Genomic DNA, 21479 nt, shown 5'->3' with positions numbered 1-21479 from the left:
CCCCTGAAGAGCCTGCTCGCGGATCGCCTGCGCAAGGAGAACGCGGAACTGAAGAGGAAGCTCGGGCTTTAGTAACCCTGAATCGCAGATCGGAGCGCCAGAATTCTTGTCCGACGCGCTATCCGAGAGCTCATAGTTTACGCGTCCTATCTGCGCTTCGAACCGCACCAGCTGGTCTCGACGCGGCTGGAAGGCATCATCGGCGAAATCCCGCATACGCCGCTCGATCAGGCTGTCGCCGAGGCTCTGAAAGATATCGGCATCGCAACAGTGAACGGCGTTTCCAAAGCCGCCTGAACGCAACGTCGAAAAGGGACGCCTAAGCTTAGAGCCGCCCCATCAGCAGCAACAGCAGAACCACCACCTGCACCACACCGACAATGCCTGAAGGTCCGTAGCCCCAGGAGCGCGAATGCGGCCAGGCCGGCACCGCGCCGATGAGGACAAGGATCAAGATGATGATGATAATGGTGCTGATCGGCATGAGACATTCCCGGCATTTGCTTCAGGGCAATGCCCTCGCATTGCCGGGGAAACAATGCAAAAGGCCGCCTGGTAGTTCCAGGCGGCCTTTGCCGGTCGAAACGACAAACCTGTCTATTCGGCGGCTTTCGGGAAGGCGATTGCCGGCTCGGTGCCGGTGTCCGCTGTCGGCGTGTCCGACGAGATCTCGCCCTTACCGCGGCGGAACAACCGGCTGATCAAGCCGCGCCGTGCGCCCGGCTTGACCTTGGCACGAGTGAACACCATCAGCATCGACGGCGTCACCACCAGCGTCAGCACCGTAGCGAACGACAGGCCGAAGACGATCGCCGAGGACAGCGAAATCCACCATTGCGTCGACGGCGCATTGATCGTCGTCTCATGATGGAAAATTTCCAGCCCAAGGCCGAAGGCGATCGGCAGCACGCCAAGGATGGCCGACACTGCCGTCAGCACCACCGGGCGCGCACGCTCGCGGCAGGTCTGCAGCACGGCGTCCATCTTGTCCCAACCCTCTTCGCGCAGCCGGTCATAGGTGTCGATCAGCACGATGTTGTTGTTCACCACCACGCCGGCAAGCGCGATGACGCCGATGCCTGACATGACGATGCCGAACGTCTCGCCTGTTATCAGCAGCCCGAGGAACACGCCGATCGTCGCCATGACCACGCAGGACAGCACCAGCCAGACGCTGGTGAACTTGTTGAACTGCGCTAACAGCACCAGGAAGATCAGGAAGATCGCCGCCCCGAAGGCCTTGCTGAGGAAGGCGCTGGCTTCGGCGCTGTCCTCGTTCGAGCCGGCCAGCTTCCAGCGGATGCCGCTGCCGAGATTCATGTCGGTGACGGCCCGGGTGACCTCCTGCTGCACGGCCGCGACCTGGGCGCCGGCGGCAACGTTGGCCTGGACGACCACGGTACGCGCGCCGTCGATGCGGTTGAGGATGCCGACCGTCGGTTCGGGCTTGCGCACGACGAAGTTCGAGATCGGCACCGAGCCTTGCGAGGTTTGCACCCTAAGCTCGTCGAGCGTCGACAGCGTTCGCCGGTCCTCCGGCAAGCGCAGCCGGATGTCGACCGCCTTGTCGGCGCCGGCAGGCCTGTATTCTGAGAGCTTCAAACCGTTGGTGACAAGCTGCACCACGGTGCCGACCGAGGTCGGGCTGATGCCGTATTGTGCCGCCTTGGCCCGGTCGACCTCGAGCGCCCAGTCGACGCCGGGCGGCGGCAAGCCGTCGGAAATGTCGATGACGCCGGGCACCTTGGCGATGCGCGCCGCCACCGCACGCGCCTTCTCGTCCAATCCCTTGGGGTCGACGGCCGAAAGCCTGATCTGGATCGGCTTGCCGGTCGGCGGGCCCGCTTCCGGAACGCGGACCTCGACATCGACGCCGGGAATGCCCGCCATGACGCCGCGCAGATCGTTCAGGATATCGTTCGCGGATTTGCGCTCGCGCCAGTCGATGAACTCATAGTTGATGACGCCGACGACGTCTTCAGGCACATCCTGGCCGCCGCCCTCGGACTTGCCGACGCGTGTATAGACCGACTTCACGCCCGGCCAGCCAAGCAGCCGGTTTTCCGCGGTCTTCGTGGCGGCATCCATTTCGGCGAGCGAAAGATTGCCGCGGGCGTGCACATAGAGCAGGCCGTAGTCAGGCTCGACATTCGGGAAGAACTCGACGCCGGCGCCGTATTTCGAATAGGCAAAGCCGACACCGAACAAAAGCCCGACGGTGAGCAGAAGCACGGTGATGGGAAAGCGAACCGCCTGCTTGACCACCGCCATGTACCAGCCGTCGCGGTTGTCGTTCTCGTGATGCGGCGGCGCCTTGGCGAACAAGGCGCCCAGCGCCGGTGCAAAAACCAGTGCATAAAGCATCGAGGCCGAGAGCGTGACGATCAGCGTGATCGGCATGTATTTCATGAAGTCGCCGATGATGCCTGGCCAGAACAGCAGCGGCGAGAAGGCGGCGATGCGCGTCATCGTCGCGGCGATAACCGGACCGGCCATGCGCTTGGCGGCAAGCGCGAAGGCCTCTGCCTTAGGCATGCCTTCGCTCATCCGCCGCTCGGCGAATTCGGTTACGATGATGGCGTCGTCGACCAGCATGCCGACCGCCAGAATGAGGCTGAACAGCACGATCATGTTGATCGTGTAGCCCATCATGGCCAACAGCAGGATGCCGATCAGGAAGGACGATGGAATGGCGAGGCCAATCAGCAGCGAGGCACGGCCCGACAGCGCGTAGAGAATGACGATGAACACCAGGATCACGGCGATCATGACGTGGTTCTGCAGATCGCCAAGCAACTGGTTGACGAAGACCGATTTGTCCTGCGTGTAGGTGACGTGCATGCCTTCCGGCATGGTCTTTATGAAGGCATCGGACACGGCCCTCACCTGGGCGATCGTGTCGATCAGGTTGGAGCCGATGCGCTTCTTCACCTCGATGGCGATCGCCGGTTTGCCGTCGAGACGGGTCACCGTCTCGGCGTCCTTGAAGGTGGAGCGGACGGTGGCGATATCCTTGGCCTGCACGACGGCATTGGGGCCGGCGACGATCGGAAGCGCCGCCACGTCCTGCGGCGTTTCGATCAGCGACGGCACCTTGACCGCGTATTTGCCTTCGGATCCTTCGATGTTGCCGGCGGCGACAAGACTGTTGGAATCGCCGACGGCGCCGATCAGCTGGTCGAGCTGCAAGCCATAGGAAGACAGTTTCATCGGATCGATGACGACCTCGACGAGATCGTCGCGGGAGCCCTGCAGCGAGCCTTCGAGGACGCCGGGCACTTCCTCGATGCGGTCTCGCAGTTCGCGCGCCGCGGCGGCCAGCACGCGTTCGGGCAATTCGCCGGACAAGGTGACGACCAGCACCGGGAATTCGGAAATGTTGACCTCGGTGACGACGGGCTCCTCGGCCGCCTGCGGCAGGTCGGCCTTGCCGTCCTGCACCTTGGAGCGCGTATCCTGCAGCGCCGTCGCCAGGTTCGTCTGCGGCTGGAACTCGACCAGCACATAGCCGCCGCCCTGGAAGGCGGCCGAGCGCATTTCCTTGAGACCCTTCAGGCTTTTCAGCTTGCTTTCCATCGGCCGCAGCAGAAGGCGCTCGGAATCCTCCGGCGAAATGCCTTGATAGATCAGGCTGACATACATCATCGGGATCGGAACGTCGGGTTCGGCTTCCTTCGGCGTCGACTGATAGGCGACCCAGCCTGCAATCAGCAGGAAAACCAGGACCGAGATGGTCAGGCGGGCATTGTTGATTGCGAGTCTGACGATATCCATGACTTATGCCTGCTGTGCTTGTCGGGGAGTGGCGAACGGACTGACGTCGCCGGGCGAGGCCCGGCGCCGGCACGCCTGCGCTACTGCGTCCCGGCCGTGGCCTCGCCGATCAGCTTGTTGATGGTCGCCTGGTCGGCCTCGACCGGCTTGACCTCATCGCCTTCCTTCACCAGTTCCTGGCCGGCGACGATGATGCGCGCATCGGCCGGTATGCCGCCGAGCACGAGGCCGGTCGGCGTGTCGTCGACAAGGTCGATCGGGAAGAACGCGACCTTGTTGTCCTTGCCGACGGCGCGGATGCCGAGATCGCCCTTGTCGCCGAGCGTCACCACCGAACGCGGCAGCAGCACCGCGTCGGTCGGCAGCGCGCTGAGCTGGATTTCCGCCGTCATGCCGGCCGGCACGGAGCCATCGGCATTGGGGATCGCGACCTCGACACGGAAGGTGCGGGTCGCCGATGACGCGTCGCGGCTGATGTAGCGCACGGTGCCTTTCACGGTCTGGCCGCTGACCAGCCGGACATTGGCCTTGTCACCGATCTTGAGATAGCCGAGGTCGCGCTCGCTGATCTCGCCGCGCGCGATCACCGGATCGAGCTTGATGATGGTCGCCACCTCGCCGCCCTGCATGACGGAGCTGCCGAGTTCCACCGGCACCCGGTCGATGACGCCGTCGAACGGCGCCTTGACTTCGTTGCGGTCGAGTTCGGCCTGCGCGGTATCCAGCTGAGATTGCGCCTGGGTCAGATTGGAGCGGGCGGTGTCGAGCTGCAGCTTGGGCAGATTGCCGGTCTTGGCGAGCCGCTCGGCGGCATCGAGCTCGGCCGTGCGCTGCGCCACGAGCTGCTTGGCGTTGTCGACCATCGAGATCTTTTCTTCGGCGGCAAGCATCAGCACGAGGTCACCGGTCTTGACGTGCTGGCCTTGGCTGACCGGCAGCCTGTCGATGACGCCGGCGACCCGGGTTGCCAGCACCGCGCGTTTGTCGGCCTCGGTCAGCCCGGAAATGCGGATGGCGCGCGCATAGGTCTTGCGCGGCGGCGTCACCACCGCGACCGTGCGCAGCGGCGCCTTCGGTTCGGCTTGCGCCGTCTTCGGCTTGCTCGCGTCCGGCGCCTTGCCCTGCTCGACTTCGGCTGCCTTGGCCTTGTTGGCCGCTACGCTGCCGACCGACGAGAATTCGCCTGTCACCATCCACGCCGCGAAACCAATAAGCACAACAATGGCTGCAAGCTTGTGAAACCTGATTTTAGGCATCGTCATTTTTCCACGGCGGGTTCACCTCTGTATGAGGGAAGCGGTCCTCGTTGATGCCGGAGAGGAGAAGCCAGCCTAGGTGAAGCAGCAGTTGCGCGACCACGATCAGATGGCACAGAAGCTTGGCTTCGAGCGTGAACCGAGAACGGCGCCAGTCATAGACCACCGACGTCAAAGAAGCGGGCGTAAGGTCCATCCGCGAAGTGGAGCTGCAACTCATCAAAATTCTGCACCGTCTGGTCTAGCGCTCGCGTTTCCTGGCGCTGAAGGGTGGCGCGATCAGATAGCTCAATGGCCGGAGCGCCCAGGAAATCCCAAACCTTTCCCAGGCAAGCAGCGGGTTCGTGAAGGAGGCTCTCGTATTCGACTACAAGCAGGTGGCTCGGCGTGAAGGAGTGCTCGATGCGAGCGTGGAAATCGTCCGCGGCTTTGAAGTAAGCCTCGCAGTCAGCGATTGACAATCTGACGCGCGGCGGCCGAGCGGCGTCCGAACTGAATTTCAGCCACTGGCCGCTTTGCCTTGCCTGTGCAAAGGACCGTAGCGATTCCAATATGTTTCGGGTTACGAGGATGACCTTGAGTGCTGGCCAACGAGTCAGTTCAGCAAAAAAAGCTGGGCGATCGTGAAATTGGGGTTCATTGATCTTGCAGCCGATATGCGTCACGTTCCTGTAGTCTGGCGTGGGATAGCGCAAATAGGCTTGTTCGAGGAGCTCACGATCGGTGCGTAGCAGGCGATCCTTCTCGGGCCAATTGGTATCATACTCATTGAGCAACTCACCGTTGCTTAGTACGGTCGGATGCTCATTTAGCAATTCCTCCAGATAGTGTGTGCCAGTCCTTGGCATGGCAAGGATAACAAAAGGCTGAGGTGTCGGCGTGCGGTGTGTCATTGCTATGTGTTTCCAGCTAGTAGTGGTCGCGAGGGTTTGGGGCAGACCAGGGCACAACAAGCTCGGCTGCTATGTCTTGAACGGGGACTCGATTCGCCCTCATGCAACCGGACCGCTCCTAGACTTTTCGCGGCCGACATCGGCGGATGCTTGCGGCAATGGCTAAGTGGCGGCTTCGCTTTAGTGTTGCTGTGCCACGCAGCTTGGCTCCAGCTCTGATGGTAACCAGTTCGCGATCCATCGAGGCCTCCTTCTCGGGCCGTCGTCAGCAGCGTCAACGCATCAGGCGTCGACGAAACAGCGCAGCAGAGAGGAAAAACGGCAATACCGCATACATACAAAGTGCGCCGATATGCAGCCCGACGTTGTCTGCCGCGTGGCCAAGCATTACCGGACGGATCAGGTCGATAGAGTTCGCCAGCGGCGAGAAGGCCGCCAGGCGCTGAAAGGCGCCTGGCAGCTGGCCGACTGGAAAGACCGCGCCAGACAGGAACAGCATGGGTGTGATGACGAGCGTCTGATAGAATATAAAATAGTGGTAGCTGGGCGCGAGCGCGATGACGACCATTGCCAGGCTGGCAAAGGCGAAACCGGTGAGAGCGACGACCGGCAGCACATAGGGGACGGACGTCCACGCCGCATAGCCCAGGGTGGCAGCAACAATGGTAATTGCCGTGCCGGCCAGAAAGGCCTTGGTGGCTGCCCATGCCAATTCACCGAGAACGATGTCGCCCAGGGTAAGTTGTGTATGCAGGATTGCTTCCCAGGTGCCCAGGTCGCGCATGCGACTGAAAACCGCGTATATTGTTTCGAAGGTCGATGCGGTCATCGCGCCTGTCGCGACCATCCCGGCTGCCAAGAAGGCAATGTACGAGGCGCCTTCAACCCGACCTACCATTAGTCCAAGACCAGTACCGAGCCCGAAAAGGTAAATCATCGGATCGGCAAGAGTACCGAGAAGCGACGCAAATGCGACCTTCTTCCACGCCAGATAGTTGCGGCGCCACACCGCAATCCAGTTCCACGCGTTGGCGGGCAGTGCCGCCGCAAGACCTTCACGCATCATTCACTTCTCCATCTCGCGTCCGGTTAGCCGCAAGAAGACGTCCTCCAGACTTGGTGGGCGCTCCAAAATCCGCAGACCCGCGCGCCCGCGAAGCTGGACACGCACCTGCTCTGGATCGGGCGCATAGCAAAAGAGTGTCTCGCCGCTTACCTCAATGCGCTGAACGTACGGCTTAATCAGCGAAGTCAGCTCCTGCGGATTCCCGCCAAAGATCTCGATCACATTGCATCCAATATGTTCGTCTATCAGAGCATGAGGGCTGCCCTCGGCAATCTTGCGTCCCCGCTCCAGTACACACAGCCGATCGCATAGCCGCTCAGCCTCTTCCATGAAGTGGGTAGTCAAAATAATCGTCTTTCCGCTCGCCAGCAGAAAACGCAGCCGCTCCCAGATCAGGTGGCGGGCGTGCGGGTCGAGGCCGGTAGTCGGCTCGTCCATTATAAGGAGCTGGGGGTCGTTGATCAGCGCGCGTGCCAACGTTAGACGCCGCTTCATGCCGCCTGATAGCTGGCCGACGCGTGCGTCCGCCTTGCTCTCAAGGCGGGCAAACTCGAGGAGAGATGGAACGACCCGTTGAATCTCCCGTGTACTCATGCCGAAGTACCGCCCGAACACCACCAGGTTCTCGCGGACCGTGAATTCCAGGTCCAGGTTGTCGAACTGCGGAACGACGCCTATGCCCTTGCGGGCCAAGCGACTTCGAGCCGGCACCGGCACTCCGAGCACTGTGATCTTACCCGAGTCAGGCCGGGTCATGCCGAGGAGCATGCGCGCAATCGTGCTCTTGCCTGCACCGTTCGGCCCCAGCAGGCCGAAGCACTCTCCCGTACCCACGGCGAATGACAACCCGTTCACAACGAGCTTGCTGCCAAATGACTTGGTTACGTCGTTAAGGTCGACTGCTACATTGGACATGCGTCTATCTCAGGCTGAAACAGGCCAATCGGCCGGCCGGCTGCCTACGTTCGAGGTTCTGGTCCAGAGCAGCCGTATCTGTGCTGGTCCTTTGGGAAATGACAGCGGAGAAACGCGTGTCGCTCCCGTGCAAAAAAGGGTCGAAAGCCTACGATCGCATTCGGCTGGTTCCCGTTCCGATCGTTGATGCATGCCTAAGCTCTCGACGTATTGGCAACGAAAGTTATTCGGTCAGTCGGAGCTGTGAAGAACCCCAGGCTTAACCAGCTGTGCAGAATCGCGCGAACGATCCGCCGTACGATTCGAGCCGGCAATTCCCGGGCTGCCTGTACCATTTGCTCTGGTGATCGGGTTTGCGATGATGATCGGCTTCTTGCTCCCGTGGGGCTGGGTAGCATTTTTGCGCGACAGCCAGTCACTGTTGCTCAATGTACACAACGCATAAGCTTTCAAGGGAAGGAGGAGAAAGATGTTGATGAACGTGTGCAGAGAAAAGCCGAAAAACCGAGATTGGCGTGCACGAAAAGCTATCACGGTGCATCGAATGGTCGTCATGCCGGCAATGATCACTGCCGTTGGCCAAGGCACCGTATCTGTCAATGCGAGCTCTGCGAGCCCGGCTAGTACAGCGACGGCGAGCAACAATGGGCCGAGATTCTGTCCAATTACGTCCAACGTGAGATAGCGATCGAGGCTCGGCAACAGGCGCAGTGCCAGCAGCGTGTCGCGGAAAGTGCTTCGTGCCCATCGTAGTTGTTGGCGCAGATAGGGCCCCAGCTTATCCGGAACGACTGTCGCCGCGATCGCGTCCGGAACGTACTCGGTCCGAAAGCCTGCTTTCAGCATCAGGATGGTAAGATGGCGGTCCTCGCCGAAGTCGCTAGGCTTGCCCCTAAACAGCTGAGTCTCGTATTGATCTAGCAGCGACATCAGAGAAGAGCGGCGGTACATTGCACATGGGCCGCAACAGCACATGACCGCACCAAAGCGAGCCTGCGCAGCGCGCTCCTCGTTGCAGGCGAGCCAGTACTCCATGTCAATCAGCCGGGTCAACCAAGTGTCGCTCCGGTTGGATGCCGTCAGCTGGCCCATGGCGGCGCCGATCGCTGGATCTCGCATCCTTGCGGTAAGTTTCGCAATCACGTCGGGCTCGAGAGTCGTGTCAGAGTCGACGCTGAGCACGAAATCTCCAGACGAGCCACGGATCGCTGCGATCTGCGCCTTGCGTTTGCCGACATTGTGGGGGAGCTGAATAAACGTGAATCTGGGGTCGTCTACGTAGGCGTGATGCACCGGCGTGAGGGCCTTGCGATTTCCAGAACCGTCATCCACCACATAGACGTGCAGCTTTCCGGCGTATTCCTGGTTGGCAACCGAAGCCAGACAGGCCGAAAGTGTACGCGGCTCCTCATTGTAACAGGGGATAATGACATCCACGCTCGGCCAAAGGTCGGAGGCGAGCAAGTCGTCCGAGATTGATGCAACGTGTCCCGACTGCGCGTAAACCGCTTGCATACCTTTATAAACGGTCGAGAGCAGCGCATAACACGAAACGGCGACGGTACTGGCTGTGGTAAGCGGGTCCATAAGATCTCGTTTGTTCAATGATGTTGAGGAAGGGGTCGGACTGTGAATCCGCGGTCGTGCAGCGCTGGAATCAGGCGGGACAGCGCCATAACCGTCTGCTCGCGTGGATCGCTTTGAGAGCGCTCGCACCCGTCGTGCAGGAGCACAATCGCGCCCGGGCGGAGACCGGCAAGAACTGAATCGACAATCGAGTCGGCGCCGGGGCGAGACCAGTCTCGCGGGTCTACTGACCAATGCAGGGGTGCCAATCCAGTGCTCGCCGAGGCTGTGAGAACTTCTTCGGTCCAGCTCCCATACGGCGCACGAAAGTACCGCACCGCAGCGTGGGGGCACGCCATCATGATGGCGCTGTTCGCCTCAACGATTTCACGTTCAACTTCGCCGGGTGCGCATTTGGACAGGTCCGGATGAGTCATCGTGTGATTGGCCACTTCATGCCCATCTGCAATCATTCGCCGGATAAGCTCCGGCCGGTCTACAGCCGCGTCACCGATCACGAAGAACGTCGCCGGTGTCCGGTGTTGCGCCAGCAGGTCGAGGACCTCCGGTGTCCAAACGGGATCGGGGCCGTCGTCAAACGTGAGATAGACGCTGCGCTCTTCGGTGCCGTCAGCGCAGTCACTGGGCACTTCACATATACAGTCCAGATGTTTCATAGCTCCGGACCGTTCCGCTCGATGAAGGTGCCGGACGGCCACTCGTCCATCGACCGCCCGATCGGCGAGACCAGGACGAGATCGTCCTCCAAGCGTGTGGGCGGCAGGTCGGGATGTATGTCTGCCAGGGTCGAGCGGATGCGAACGTCCGGCACAATCTTCCCAAGCCCCGCATTGCAGAGCCTCTGAATATGATTTCGCATTTCGTGCCGAACCGTGCCGAAAGCGAATGGAACGCCCATCTGCTCCAGCGCTGGATACAGACTGCGCATCGACAAGCTGATGCCGAGGCCCTCAAGATCCCGACGCACCCCGTACAATCCGAGTTCGGCCACCAGCACGTCGATCTCGCCAACTTTGATGAACCGGCGCAGTAGACCGAGATGTGCCGCTACACCGTGCGCGTCCCTACCAATTGCGCGGAACTCTGGCCTCGCGCCGGCCCAACTGCGGCCGCCTTCGAATCGCCTTGCGGAGAAGGTGCCAGTCCCTCCATAGGTTTTGTGCAAGAAGTCTGAGAGCTCGACATGCTCATGCAGTTGCAACTCGTTTTCCCAACACAACCTCCACTGCACTTCAGAGCGCATGGAAAGACCTCATTCGTTCGTGTTTTCCTGAGGTAAGCGCCTAATGACGGGGAGCTTGTCGCGTCGAGCAGACGCGATATGGCTTTCGCAGATCACCGAGGAACTTTAGCCGCACTGGACATGCGATCCGGCCGACACCGGAAGGCGTACGCCAGAAATGCTGTCCGGCACCCACGCAAGCATTAAGTTCCTTTAGGGCTTGCTTACATCCTTGTAAGGTCCCTATGCGACGTTCAGCAAAACTGGTAAAATCGTTTGTTTCGATGAAAGGTATCCACTCGATGGATAGCCGCGCCCATGCGTTTCAAGGGACTTGATCTCAATCTTCTCGTTGTGCTGGACGCATTGCTGGCCGAGCGCAATCTCTCGGCGGCGGCACACCGCATAAACCTGAGTCAGCCGGCCATGAGTGCGGCCGTCGCCCGGCTGCGCGATTTTTTCGGCGATGAACTGTTCAGCATGAACGGTCGCGAACGTATTCTGACGTCACGTGCGGTAGCACTTGGCCCCGCAGTCCGCGACGCTCTCCTGCGCATCCAGTCCTCGATTATTTCGTCCGATCCGTTTGACCCAAATCGATCCGATCGCCGCTTCAGGATCATTATTTCCGATTTCGCCACGCTCGTTTTTTTTGAGAAAGTCGTGGAGCGTGTCGCTCGGGAAGCCCCCGCCGTCACGTTCGAATTGCTGCCTCTCGATGACAACCCAAATGAGCTCCTCCGGCGAGGCGACATCGACTTTGTAATTCTTCCGGATATGTTCATGTCGGGCGCGCATCCAAGCGTGGCGCTTTTCGATGAGAAGCTGGTATGCGTGGGCTGTGCCGCCAACAAGCAGCTGCCACGGCAGCTTACATTTGAGAGATACCTGTCGATGAGGCACGTCTGCGTCAGGTTCGGACGTTGGCGCAAGCCCTCCATGGAGGAACTGTTCTTGCTTGAGCACGGCCTGAAAAGACGTGTCGAAGTCGAGGTGCAGGGCTTCAGCATGGTGCCGCCAATGGTGTCCGGCACAGCTCGTATTTCGTCCGTGCCCCTCCGGCTGGTTAAGCACTTCGAAAAAACATTCCCCCTTAAGGTCGTCGAACTTCCGCTGCCGCTTCCCGTTTTCACCGAAGCCGTCCAATGGCTGGCCAACCACAACAGCGATCCGGCCAGCATCTGGATGCGGGAGATAATGGTGCAGGAAGCATCCCGGCTGGCTACTCCTGCGAATCCACGAGAGGCCCCCAGCGCTCCTGGACTTGTGTCGGCCGTTACCGCCCACTCTCATGTTGCCTGAGGCGACAGATCGTCAGCTGATTGGCAGGTGTTGCGCTTGCAGACTGTGAGACTCCCGGGGCGAGGAGCGGAACTCGAAGTGCATGTCTCTGGGTCGGGTACCGCGTCCGGATTCGCAGCTTGGCTGGCCTTGGTCTAGGCTTGCTGGGGCCATCGTGGGTTTATGCCGCGGGTGCGGTCGATGGTCGCTTCGAAGCTCTGGTTGGAGTTGTCAGCTGGCATACGCTTGGGTGCAGAAGAAGTTCTCGATCAGATGACGCTTCCAGATCGAGAGGCGGCGGCAAGGCGCGCCTCAGATCGTGCTGGATCACGATCTTGGCGCCGCGCTCGTTCAGATCGGCAATGATGGTGTTGCTATTGAACCCCGTGTCGGCGTTCGGATCGCCGAAGGCGACGCCCTTGATGGGCGGGCGAAACCCACCGTATCGAAGCGGCCTCCTGACAGGAGGACGAAGCACGCGAGTGCCGAGCGCATCGGTGAGGGCAAGGATCTTTCATGTCGACCTTGGGAGGGCCTGTGGCCTGGCTTTGATTCCCCCTTTGCGCTGCCGCGGCACGTGCATCAACTCATTCGCCCGGCCATGAGTGCAGCCGTGGCCCGGCTGCGGGATGAACCGTTTACGACAAGCGCCGCGGAGGTTTGATCCGCATTGCAGCACCACTTGCCCTGCAAACGCGGCGGTGAGACCTGTCGCGTGATGCCTACGACAAGGTAGGCTCCGGTCACCCCGTGCTCAGATCATGGCCATGCCGCCATTGACGTGGATGGTCTGGCCGGTGACGTAGGCTGCTTCATCGGAGGCGAGGTAGGCGACGGCGGACGCGACTTCAGCGCTGGTGCCCATGCGCCGCGTCGGGATCGCTGCCATGATCGCCTCTTTCTGCTTGTCATTGAGCTTTTCGGTCATCGCCGATTCGATGAAACCCGGGGCGACGCAGTTGACGGTGATGTTGCGGGTGGCGATCTCCTGCGCCAGCGACTTGGAAAAGCCGGTCATGCCAGCCTTGGAGGCGCAGTAATTGGTCTGACCGGGATTGCCGGTGAAGCCAACCACAGAGGTGATGTTGATGATGCGGCCATGCCGGCGCCGCATCATCGGATGGGTGAGTTCGCGGGTCAGCCTGAACACGGCGGTCAGATTGACCTCAAGCACGCTATCCCAATCGGCGTCCGCCATGCGCACGAACAGACCGTCCTTGGTAATGCCGGCATTGTTGACTAGGATATCAACGCCTTCGAGCTCGACCTCCGCCTTCTGGCCGAGCGCCTTGACCTCGTCGCGGTTCGACAGATTGGCCGGGAAAAGTTTTACCCGATCGCCGAGTTCGTCAGCCAAGGTCTCCAGTTTCTCGACGCGGGTGCCGTGCAGGCCGACAATGGCGCCCTGCGCATGCAGCACACGGGCGATCGCCTCGCCAATGCCCCCCGATGCGCCGGTGACGAGCGCCTTGCGGCCGGTCAATTCAAACATCTTTTCTCCTCATTCTTCAGGCCGGTGAATTCGGTCACCTCTGAGTGTCGCCGAGCCAGAAGTCTCGGCTCCAATGAGTGGCTTCCTCGCCGCTCCTGATCCGCGCCAGGACCCCTGCTGCGAGGTAGAATCGTCTATGCAGCCCAAACCGCGTTGGGCGAGTTCGCGCAATTGGCCGCGGCCGGCCTCGGCTGCGAGACCAGGCGCGGCTCGACCGACCTGACCACCTGGAGCTGACTGGTGGTGCACTGGGAGAGCCTTCAGACTGCCAGCAAAGCGACGGCGCCCGGAAGGGCTTTGCGGCAAACATGTCGGAGGCTTACGATACGTGTTTGAAGGCTAGAACTGAATTCACGCCGCCCATGGCAAACGCGTTGCTCATGGCCACACGCACCTTACGCTCGCGCGGCACGTTGGGCGTGACGTCGAGATCGCAATCGGGGTCTGGCTCGCGATAGTTGGCGGTCGGCGGTACGACGCCCTCCTGAATCGCCATCACACAGGCGATCATCTCAAGCGCACTCGCTGCACCTTGACAGTGCGCGTGGGTGGATTTGGTGGAAGAGACGGACATCGAATAAGCATGCTCACCGAAGACGCGCTTGATCGCCGCCGTTTCGATTTGATCGTTGGCCTTGGTGCCGGTGCCGTGCGCGTTCAGGTACTCGACGTCCTCGGGATTCAGTTTCGCATCGGCAAGGCAGGCGCGCATCGCGCGCTCCGGCCCGTGAACTGCCGGCGCGGCGATGTGGGAGGCATCGGCAGACAGGCCGATGCCGGCGACCTCGGCAAGAATCGTTGCACCCCGGGCGGTAGCATGCTCATAGCTTTCCAGTACGGCCATGCCCGCACCTTCGCCCAGCACCAGTCCCTTCCGGTCGGCGGAGAAGGGCCGGCAAGTATCCGGAGCGAGCACGCGCATCGCTTCCCATGCCTTCACCATCATAAACACGAACGGCGCGTCGCTGCCTCCCGCAAGCATCACGTCGGCCCGGCCGTACTTGATCTGGTCTACGGCCGAGGCGATCGCATGATTGCCCGATGCACAGGCGGTGGTGACGCCGAAGACCGGCCCGCGAAGGCCGAGGCTCATGCTGACTTGGCACGCAGCCGCGCTCGGCATCGCCTTTACTCCGGAGAACAGATCAACGCGGGACGCTCCCCCCAAAAGGACGTCGCGGTAGCCTTTTTCGGTCGCATCGTAGCCGCCGAAGGCGACGCCCACTGTTGCGCCAAAGCGATGGGCATTGCCTTCATTGCAGGAAAGTCCGGCCTGTCGCATGGCTTCGCGTGCTGCAAGCACGGCAAGCAGGCTGAAACGGCCCATGGCGAGCAGCTGCCTGGGGTCAACGTCGTGCTCAGGCAGCGTCTTGATCTCGGCGCCGATCGTGCCCTCCAGCCCGTGAAGCTGTGCATTGACAATGGGACCGATGGCCGATCGGCCCTCGCGCATGCCTCTCCAGATGGAGCCGACATCGGTGCCCAGTCCGCACAGCCCGCCCAGTCCGGTGATAACGACCCGCCGATCCATTCAAGCCGCCTTGTTGAGCAAGCCGCGGATGGCTTCCACCATGTCGCCGACAGTTTGGAGATCAGACCACGCCTCGGCCGAGTTCATCTCGATCTTGATGCCGTAGGCCTGTTCGAGATCCCAGAGCACGTCCGCCAATCCCAGTGAATCGATGCCGAGCCCAGTCACTTCCGTCGCAGTGGTTATTTCGCCGACGGATGCTGCAGTCGTTCCCTCGGCGTTCTCCGATTCGACGCGCTTCCTGATTATCTCTACGATTTCCGTTGTAAGTTGATCAGACATTATTTGTTTCTTTCCATTTCAGCTTGTTTTTACGTTGGGGTGACTTGACTCCTGGGCAGCGCGCGTCCGGGAAACTAGCCATTAAACTTGTGCAACTGACAAAGCTTAATGCTCATACCAGCCGGATGAGTCCGGCTGGTCTGCGGCGCAGGCTGCGATGGCGAAGAACGTCGCCGGGAGCCGATTTTGCTAACCACTCGGGACAGATATGTAGTCCCGGAGTTTCATAGCTCCGGACCGTTACGGTCGATCAGCGTGCCGGAAGGCCACTCGTCCATCGAGCGTCCAATCGGCGAAACCAAGACGAGCACGTCCTCCAGGCGCGTGGACGGCAGGTCGTGATGCACATTTGCGCGGCTCGAACGGACGCGGACGCTTGGCACAATGGTGGCTAGGCCCTCTCTGCAGTACCTCTCAACATGGTTGCGCATTGCGTGCCGAACCGTGCCGAAAGCGAATGGAACCCCCATCTGCTGCAGGACTGGATACACCGTGCGCATTGCAAAGCTGATTCCGAGCTTCTCAAGATCCTGACGAACGCCATACAGGCCCAACTCAGCCACTAGGACATCGACCTCGCCAACCCTGATGAAGCGGCGCAGAATACCGATGTGTGCCGCTACGCCCTGAGGGTCGCTGGCAATAAAGCGGAGTTCCGGTCTTGCGCCGGCCCAACTGCGGCCACCTTCGAATGGCTTTGCGCCGAAGGCTCCGTTTCGTCCATAGATGTTTCGGAAAAAATCGGAGAGCTCGACATGGTCGGCCACTTGCAAGTTATTTTCCCAGCATAACCTCCACTGCACGGCAGAGCGCATGGAAGATTTTCTCCTTTCGGGTTGTCCTTAAGACGCTCATCGCGGCATAGAGGCAGCGGGTGATCGGTGCGTCAGGTGTTTGTCCATGCGAGATTTCAGCACAATGATAAAATCGTTTGTTTCGATGGAAGGTATCCACTCTATGGATAGCCGCAGAAATGCGTTTCAAGGGGCTTGATCTCAACCTTCTCGTCGTGCTGGACGCATTGCTGGCCGAGCGCAATCTCTCGGCGGCGGCACGCCGGATAAATCTCAGTCAGCCGGCGATGAGTGCGGCCGTCGCCCGGCTGCGCGATTTTTTCGGCGATGAACTGTTCAGCATGAGCGGCCGCGAACGTATTCTGACGTCACGTGCGGCTGCACTTGGTCCCGCAGTCCGCGACGCTCTCCTGCACATCCAACGTACGATTATTTCTTCGGATCCGTTTGACCCGGCTCGATCCGATCGCCGCTTCAGGATCATTATTTCCGATTTCGCCACGCTCGTTTTTTTTGAGAAAGTCGTGGAGCGTGTTGCCCGGGAAGCCCCCGCCGTCAGCTTCGAATTGCTGCCTATCAACGATAGCCCCGATGAGCTTCTCCGGCGCGGCGACGTCGATTTTGTAATTCTCCCGGATTTGTTCACGTCGAGCGCGCATTCAAGCGTGGCCTTGTTCGGCGAGAGGCTCGTATGCGTCGGCTGTCCCACGAACAGGCAGCTGCCACGGCAGCTTACATTCGAGAGATATCTGTCGATGAGGCACGTCTCGGTCAGGTTCGGACGTTCGCTGATGCCGTCCGTCGAGGAATGGTTCTTACTTGAGCATGGTCTTAAAAGACGTGTCGAGGTGGCCGTGCAGGGCTTCAGCATGATCCCACCCATGGTGTCCGGCACAGCTCGTATTGCGACCATGCCCTTCCGGCTGGTTAAGCACTTCGAAAAAACCTTCCCCCTTCAGATTGTGGAACTTCCGCTGCCGCTTCCCGCTTTCACCGAAGCCGCCCAGTGGCCGGCACTCCACAATACCGATCCGGCAAGCATCTGGATGCGCGAGATAATGATGCAGGAGGCATCTCGCATGGCTGCTCCGCTGTGACAACACGGGAGGCTTTAGGCGCCATTCCATTTACTACCTCCGCGACCAACTGCTTTCGCGTCGACAGCACGCGCTGGACGAAATCAATGCTGGCGGCAAGCGCGCCCGCGAGCTCGTCCAACGTGCGCACTTCCTCGACCAGCTCGAACGAGAAGGGTCCCGCGTAGCCATCGTCAAGCAGCGCCTGGATCTGACTGCCATTGTCGGAACCTCCAAGAAAGCAATCCGGGTAAATCCAGAAGGTCGGGTCGTTCACGCCTGAAATGTGCACCAGTCCGGTAAGCTCGCCAAACAAGGACGTCTCCCCAGCCAGGGTATGGTGAAAAGTATCGTGCATCAGGCGGAACACGGACTGGCCATCAACCGCGGCAATGGCATCGGCCGCTTCCTTCTTTGATCGAAGCGAGCAGGTTCGAAAGCCCAGCGGCTCGATCAGGCCGACAAGACCGCGCGACTGGAGGATCGGCTTGAGCGCGTTTAGAGCGAAGCGGAGACTGTCATGGCGCTCGCCAGTGCTGGCCCGCGAGCCGTGGTTGACCGGCACCAGCACGACCGTCTTAGCCCCGCACGCCGCCGCGTAGTCGGCCAGCTTGTTCGCCTCCGCCCGACGGGTGGGAGTCCAGTCGTCGAAGCGCTGCAAGGCGTTCATCGAGGTTATCGTGACGCCGGCTTCGGTAGCGGCAGAGCGGACCTGCGCAGCCGAAATGGCGTGTGTAACAGGATTGCTGAAATGATGGTCACGGATTTGAACATCGGTCAGGCCCTGATCACGCGCAACTGCGAAAATTGCACTGACGTCGACCGATGGGGCCGCCATGTCTTCGAGCGCAAAGCGGGGAGATACCTGGCGCATGGGCGGAGCTTTCCTTCCAGAAATGCGGCGCCAGTCTTGTCTGGCTTCTCCGCGCGCCCCACTGCAGGCCGATGCACAAACCTGATTGGAGCAGGCTAGTCAATCGAGCGATTCTTGCATTTATGAAAGGAATGTCGGCCATGGCGATAGATCACATCATTTCAGATGTTTTCCGGCAGATAGATGTCAAACGGCAGAAATGTCTGCCCCGGCGTCTCCGCCGTGCCGGTCTTGATGGCGCGATCCATCAGCAACATCAGCTCCTGGCAAAGTCGGCGCAGTGGCGTGGCGACCGCCATCGTGATGATGTCATCAGCGAGGGCCTCCCGTGACTCCGGCGTGATTTCATTCACGATCGCCACGAGATCCTGACCTTTGCCCTCTTCCCGGAGCGCTGAGATAGCGCCCTCCATGCCACCGCCGGCCACGTAGAAGCCGACGAGCTCAGGTTCCCGCTGCATAAGGTCCAGCAGCGCCTCGTAAGTGATCTGTCGTTTCTCAAGGTTCACGAGCGTATCGAGCACCTCGAATGCTGGCTCGTTCTCACGGAAAAAAGAACGAAAGCCGCTTTCCCGTAGCTCGTGACCCTGGAAACGGTGGCTGCCGACAAACACCGCCACCTTGCCAGGCCGTTTAGCGGCCTTGGAGAACATCCAAGCTGCCGTCCGCCCGACCCTGCGGTTGTTGAGACCGATGTAACCCTCGCGCACGCCAGCGGCGAAGTCAGAAAGGAGCGAGAAAACCGGGATGCCTTTCGCCTTGAGCTCCTCGACTGCTGCCGTGATCTTCGGGTGGTCCGGCGCCACCATGGCGATCGCGTGGCATCGGCTACCAAGATCCTTAAGGAGGGTGGTCAGGTCCCCGGGCAAATGTGATGGCGCGAATTCGATGAGCGGAATGCCGTGGAAGGACTGGGCCGAACTCACCGACGCTTCGACCTCGCGCGCGAACTCCTGGTAGAAATGCTGGGCCGGTTTTCTCAAGATGAAGCCTAGCCGGTAGCGCGGCAGATCCCGTTGCAAGCGCTGTTTGATGAGACCCGCAGCATGATAGCCGATCGCGTGGGCGGCCTCGTGGACCCGCCGCGCGGTCTTCTCCCGCACCGGCAGGCGAGCGTTCAGGACCCGATCGACAGTCGCCACGCTCACCCCGGCTTCGCGGGCGAGATCGACAATTGTGGGGCGCTTTGCCGTCGCTCCAATTCTGATCGGCTGTCTCTCTGTCATCCGGCGCATCCCAGCGACGGTTCGGGGCGGCAAAGTGAAAATTTCGGCATCCTGCACGATCGACAGCCTATCCAATGAACGGCGCTCCAGGCGCAACCGCGCGGGTGTCGATCTACGGTTCGTTTCGATAAGGCGTCCATATTTCTTGTACTCACCGCATTTGGCGCTTCTGATCTGTGGCCCGCGAAGCACTGTTTAGAGCCAGCGAGCCGATTGTTTCGTTCGGATGTTAGCCCGGCGACTGGATTAGTCGCGCTGCAGCAATCTTGCTGGGGCGGATGGCCGGTTTAATCTCTCGGCAAGCTCCCGCAGAAGGCAGCTTTCATGCGCGCTTCGTCCAATTCGCCTTCCCAGCGGGCGACAACGAGCGAGGCCACCGCGTTGCCGACTACATTCGTCAGCGCTCGGCATTCGGACATGAAGCGGTCCACGCCAAGGATCAGAGCCATCCCAGCAACGGGAACGCTCGGGATTACGGAGAGCGTAGCGGCCAAGGTGATAAAGCCGGCGCCTGTTATACCTGCGGCACCCTTCGAGGAAAGCATCGCGACAAGCAATAGGAGGACCTGGTCGGAAATCGACAAGTGCGTGTTCGTCGCCTGGGCGAGGAAGAGGGCGGCAAGCGTCATGTAGATATTGGTGCCGTCCAGATTGAAGGAATATCCAGTCGGGATAACGAGACCCACGACAGAACGCTTGGCGCCGGCCTTCTCCATCTTTTCCATGAGCGAGGGCAGCGCGGCCTCCGAGGAGGACGTTGCCAGGACCAGCAGCAGCTCTTCCTTGATGTAGCGCACGAGAGAAAAGATCGAGAAGCCGTTGTATCGGCAGACCGCGCCGAGAATCCCGAATACGAAGAAGAAGGCAGTGAAATAGAACGTCGCGACCAGCATTGCGAGGTTGGCCACCGAACCGATGCCATATTTGCCGATGGTGAAGGCCATGGCGCCGAAAGCGCCGACGGGCGCGGCCCTCATCAGAATGCCGACCAGCTTGAACACCGGCGCAAGGAGCGCCTGAAGCAAAGAAAGCACAGGCTTGCCCGTGTCGCCGACCATCGCCAGAGCGATGCCGAACAGGACCGAGAAGAACAGGACCTGCAGGATGTCGCCTTCGGCGAAGGCACCAACGATCGTTATCGGGATGATGTTCATCAGAAAGCCGGCCACGGACTGCTCGTGGATCTTCGCCGCATAGCCCTTCACGGCCTGAACATCGAGCGACGCCGGATCAATGTTGAGGCCAGCACCTGGCTGAACGACATTTGCGACTATGAGACCGACAACCAGTGCGAGGCTCGAGAAGGTGACGAAATAGATCATCGCCTTGCCGGCGACCCGGCCAACCTTTTTGAGGTCGTTCATGCCGGCAATGCCGGTCGTGACGGTTAGAAAGATCACTGGTGCGATGATCATTTTCACGAGCTTGATGAAAGCATCGCCGAGGGGCTTCAGAGCCTCTCCGGTCCCCGGACAGAAATAGCCCACTGCGACACCGAGGGCGATGGCGGTAAGCACCTGCACGTAGAGCTGGGCGTAGAAGGCCTTGCGGGGCGTGGGACCCGCGCTTCGGATTGGTGGAACCAACAGCTTTTCTCTCCCTGACCGGACGGGGTGGGGCTCCTCCCTTCCCGCGCTTCTCCCATCGCGGCGCTCCGGTCAAACGCTGCTGCCATCTCAGCCGCAAGCGTTGTGCCAAGTGGAAACCCGCGCCCAATTATGCGTATTCCGCCGCTCGGTCACGCAGCTTCAGTGAGGCTTGTGCGGGTTTCCGCACTGGTTGCCTCCATTCTTGGCGAAATTCCGCACCTAAGGCTCCGGCAATGGTCCGTGTCTGAAGCAATAGGTCGGTAGAGCACGGATGATACAACAAGGGCGCGTTGCAACCATTGCTTTTGCCCGGCAGAGCGGCCGCCGGTCGGTATCTCTGGGGTCCCGATGTGCCCCTCCTTTCTTTGTCTTGTTTGCGACTGACCGCGCACCGGTGTGGAGGATTCCCTACACAACCGTGCTTCGCCGCGCTCCCGTTGCAGCCGAGTGCGTCTCGAAGGGGCAGTGGAGAAGACCGGTGATTCCGCCAGTCCTGGGGCGCAACGGTGTGATTCAGGAGATGCTTCGTAGCACGAACATAAGCCGCGCTCGAAGACAACTTTGCGCCATGGCATGCGCCGCAGCGTGTTCTATTGTCAACGGCATCAATAGCGAGGGTAT

Annotated in this window: 19 protein-coding genes and 1 pseudogene; 3 read left to right on the top strand and 17 right to left on the bottom strand. The window is 60.5% G+C overall.

Annotated features, from left to right (window positions below; all coding sequences use genetic code 11):
* From MESS2_RS34280 to MESS2_RS28960, 10 genes are all read right to left on the bottom strand, one after another.
* The coding region (locus tag MESS2_RS34280) for a hypothetical protein (protein ID WP_209436140.1) at positions 1-303 on the bottom strand (303 nt) is incomplete at its 3' end.
* 22 nt (positions 304-325) lie between these two features.
* Positions 326-484, bottom strand: coding sequence for a DUF3309 family protein (locus MESS2_RS31735; protein ID WP_040594274.1), 159 nt, complete (start codon positions 482-484; stop codon positions 326-328).
* Between the two features lie 113 nt (positions 485-597).
* The gene (locus MESS2_RS28995; protein WP_008878237.1) at positions 598-3774 is read right to left on the bottom strand and encodes an efflux RND transporter permease subunit; all 3177 of its coding nucleotides are present in this window, start codon (positions 3772-3774) and stop codon (positions 598-600) included.
* A gap of 80 nt (positions 3775-3854) precedes the next feature.
* Positions 3855-5030, bottom strand: a complete 1176-nt coding sequence (locus MESS2_RS28990; protein ID WP_008878236.1) for an efflux RND transporter periplasmic adaptor subunit — start codon at positions 5028-5030, stop codon at positions 3855-3857.
* Positions 5031-5185: 155 nt separating this feature from the next.
* On the bottom strand, positions 5186-5923 hold the full coding sequence (locus tag MESS2_RS28985; protein ID WP_008878234.1) for a sulfotransferase: 738 nt from the start codon (positions 5921-5923) through the stop codon (positions 5186-5188).
* 274 nt (positions 5924-6197) lie between these two features.
* On the bottom strand, positions 6198-6986 hold the full coding sequence (locus tag MESS2_RS28980; RefSeq protein ID WP_008878233.1) for an ABC transporter permease: 789 nt from the start codon (positions 6984-6986) through the stop codon (positions 6198-6200).
* A 3-nt stretch (positions 6987-6989) separates the two neighbouring features.
* The gene (gene nodI / locus MESS2_RS28975) at positions 6990-7904 is read right to left on the bottom strand and encodes a nodulation factor ABC transporter ATP-binding protein NodI (RefSeq protein ID WP_008878232.1); all 915 of its coding nucleotides are present in this window, start codon (positions 7902-7904) and stop codon (positions 6990-6992) included.
* Positions 7905-8135: 231 nt separating this feature from the next.
* Positions 8136-9491, bottom strand: coding sequence for a chitooligosaccharide synthase NodC (gene nodC / locus MESS2_RS28970; protein ID WP_008878230.1), 1356 nt, complete (start codon positions 9489-9491; stop codon positions 8136-8138).
* 14 nt (positions 9492-9505) lie between these two features.
* A complete protein-coding gene (gene nodB / locus MESS2_RS28965; protein ID WP_008878228.1) occupies positions 9506-10147 on the bottom strand; it encodes a chitooligosaccharide deacetylase NodB in 642 nt (213 codons plus the stop codon).
* Positions 10144-10734 (bottom strand): NodA family N-acyltransferase, encoded by a 591-nt coding sequence (locus tag MESS2_RS28960; protein ID WP_008878227.1) that lies wholly within the window; start codon positions 10732-10734, stop codon positions 10144-10146. The genes nodB and MESS2_RS28960 overlap by 4 nt, the downstream gene beginning before the upstream one ends.
* Before the next feature lie 297 nt (positions 10735-11031).
* Here MESS2_RS28960 and MESS2_RS28955 point away from each other — a divergent pair, with 297 nt between their 5' ends.
* Both MESS2_RS28955 and MESS2_RS33680 read left to right on the top strand, forming a co-directional pair.
* Positions 11032-12015 (top strand): LysR family transcriptional regulator, encoded by a 984-nt coding sequence (locus tag MESS2_RS28955; RefSeq protein WP_008878226.1) that lies wholly within the window; start codon positions 11032-11034, stop codon positions 12013-12015.
* Between the two features lie 298 nt (positions 12016-12313).
* Entirely contained in the window at positions 12314-12658 is a 345-nt protein-coding gene (locus MESS2_RS33680) for a hypothetical protein (protein ID WP_008878225.1), read from the top strand.
* 90 nt (positions 12659-12748) lie between these two features.
* On the opposite strand, the gene fabG is transcribed toward MESS2_RS33680, so the two are convergent.
* The 4 genes from fabG to MESS2_RS28930 all read right to left on the bottom strand — a co-directional run bounded on the left by fabG (position 12749) and on the right by MESS2_RS28930 (position 16114).
* Entirely contained in the window at positions 12749-13486 is a 738-nt protein-coding gene (fabG, locus tag MESS2_RS28945) for a 3-oxoacyl-[acyl-carrier-protein] reductase (RefSeq protein WP_008878224.1), read from the bottom strand.
* Between the two features lie 319 nt (positions 13487-13805).
* Positions 13806-15017 carry a beta-ketoacyl-[acyl-carrier-protein] synthase family protein gene (locus tag MESS2_RS28940; RefSeq protein WP_008878223.1) on the bottom strand — a complete coding sequence of 404 codons (1212 nt, stop codon included), beginning with the start codon at positions 15015-15017 and terminating at the stop codon, positions 13806-13808.
* Complete coding sequence (locus tag MESS2_RS28935; protein WP_008878222.1) at positions 15018-15299, bottom strand: acyl carrier protein; 282 nt, start codon at positions 15297-15299, stop codon at positions 15018-15020. It lies immediately after the preceding gene.
* A gap of 224 nt (positions 15300-15523) precedes the next feature.
* Positions 15524-16114 (bottom strand): NodA family N-acyltransferase, encoded by a 591-nt coding sequence (locus tag MESS2_RS28930; RefSeq protein ID WP_008878221.1) that lies wholly within the window; start codon positions 16112-16114, stop codon positions 15524-15526.
* 158 nt (positions 16115-16272) lie between these two features.
* On the opposite strand from MESS2_RS28930, the gene MESS2_RS28925 reads away from it, so the two are divergent.
* Positions 16273-17190, top strand: coding sequence for a LysR family transcriptional regulator (locus tag MESS2_RS28925; protein ID WP_040594270.1), 918 nt, complete (start codon positions 16273-16275; stop codon positions 17188-17190).
* 76 nt (positions 17191-17266) lie between these two features.
* Here the strand turns inward: MESS2_RS28925 and MESS2_RS28920 are convergent.
* The 3 genes and pseudogenes from MESS2_RS28920 to MESS2_RS28910 all read right to left on the bottom strand — a co-directional run.
* Positions 17267-18043: pseudogene (locus MESS2_RS28920) on the bottom strand (TIM barrel protein); the annotation flags it as partial.
* A gap of 161 nt (positions 18044-18204) precedes the next feature.
* A complete protein-coding gene (locus MESS2_RS28915) occupies positions 18205-19269 on the bottom strand; it encodes a LacI family DNA-binding transcriptional regulator (protein WP_008878216.1) in 1065 nt (354 codons plus the stop codon).
* Positions 19270-19556: 287 nt separating this feature from the next.
* Positions 19557-20855, bottom strand: coding sequence for a dicarboxylate/amino acid:cation symporter (locus tag MESS2_RS28910; RefSeq protein ID WP_008878215.1), 1299 nt, complete (start codon positions 20853-20855; stop codon positions 19557-19559).
* Between the last annotated feature and the right edge of the window lie 624 nt (positions 20856-21479).

The organism is Mesorhizobium metallidurans STM 2683 (assembly GCF_000350085.1).
In the GTDB taxonomy this organism is placed as follows: domain Bacteria; phylum Pseudomonadota; class Alphaproteobacteria; order Rhizobiales; family Rhizobiaceae; genus Mesorhizobium; species Mesorhizobium metallidurans.
This window is presented reverse-complemented; position numbering and strand designations above follow the sequence as displayed.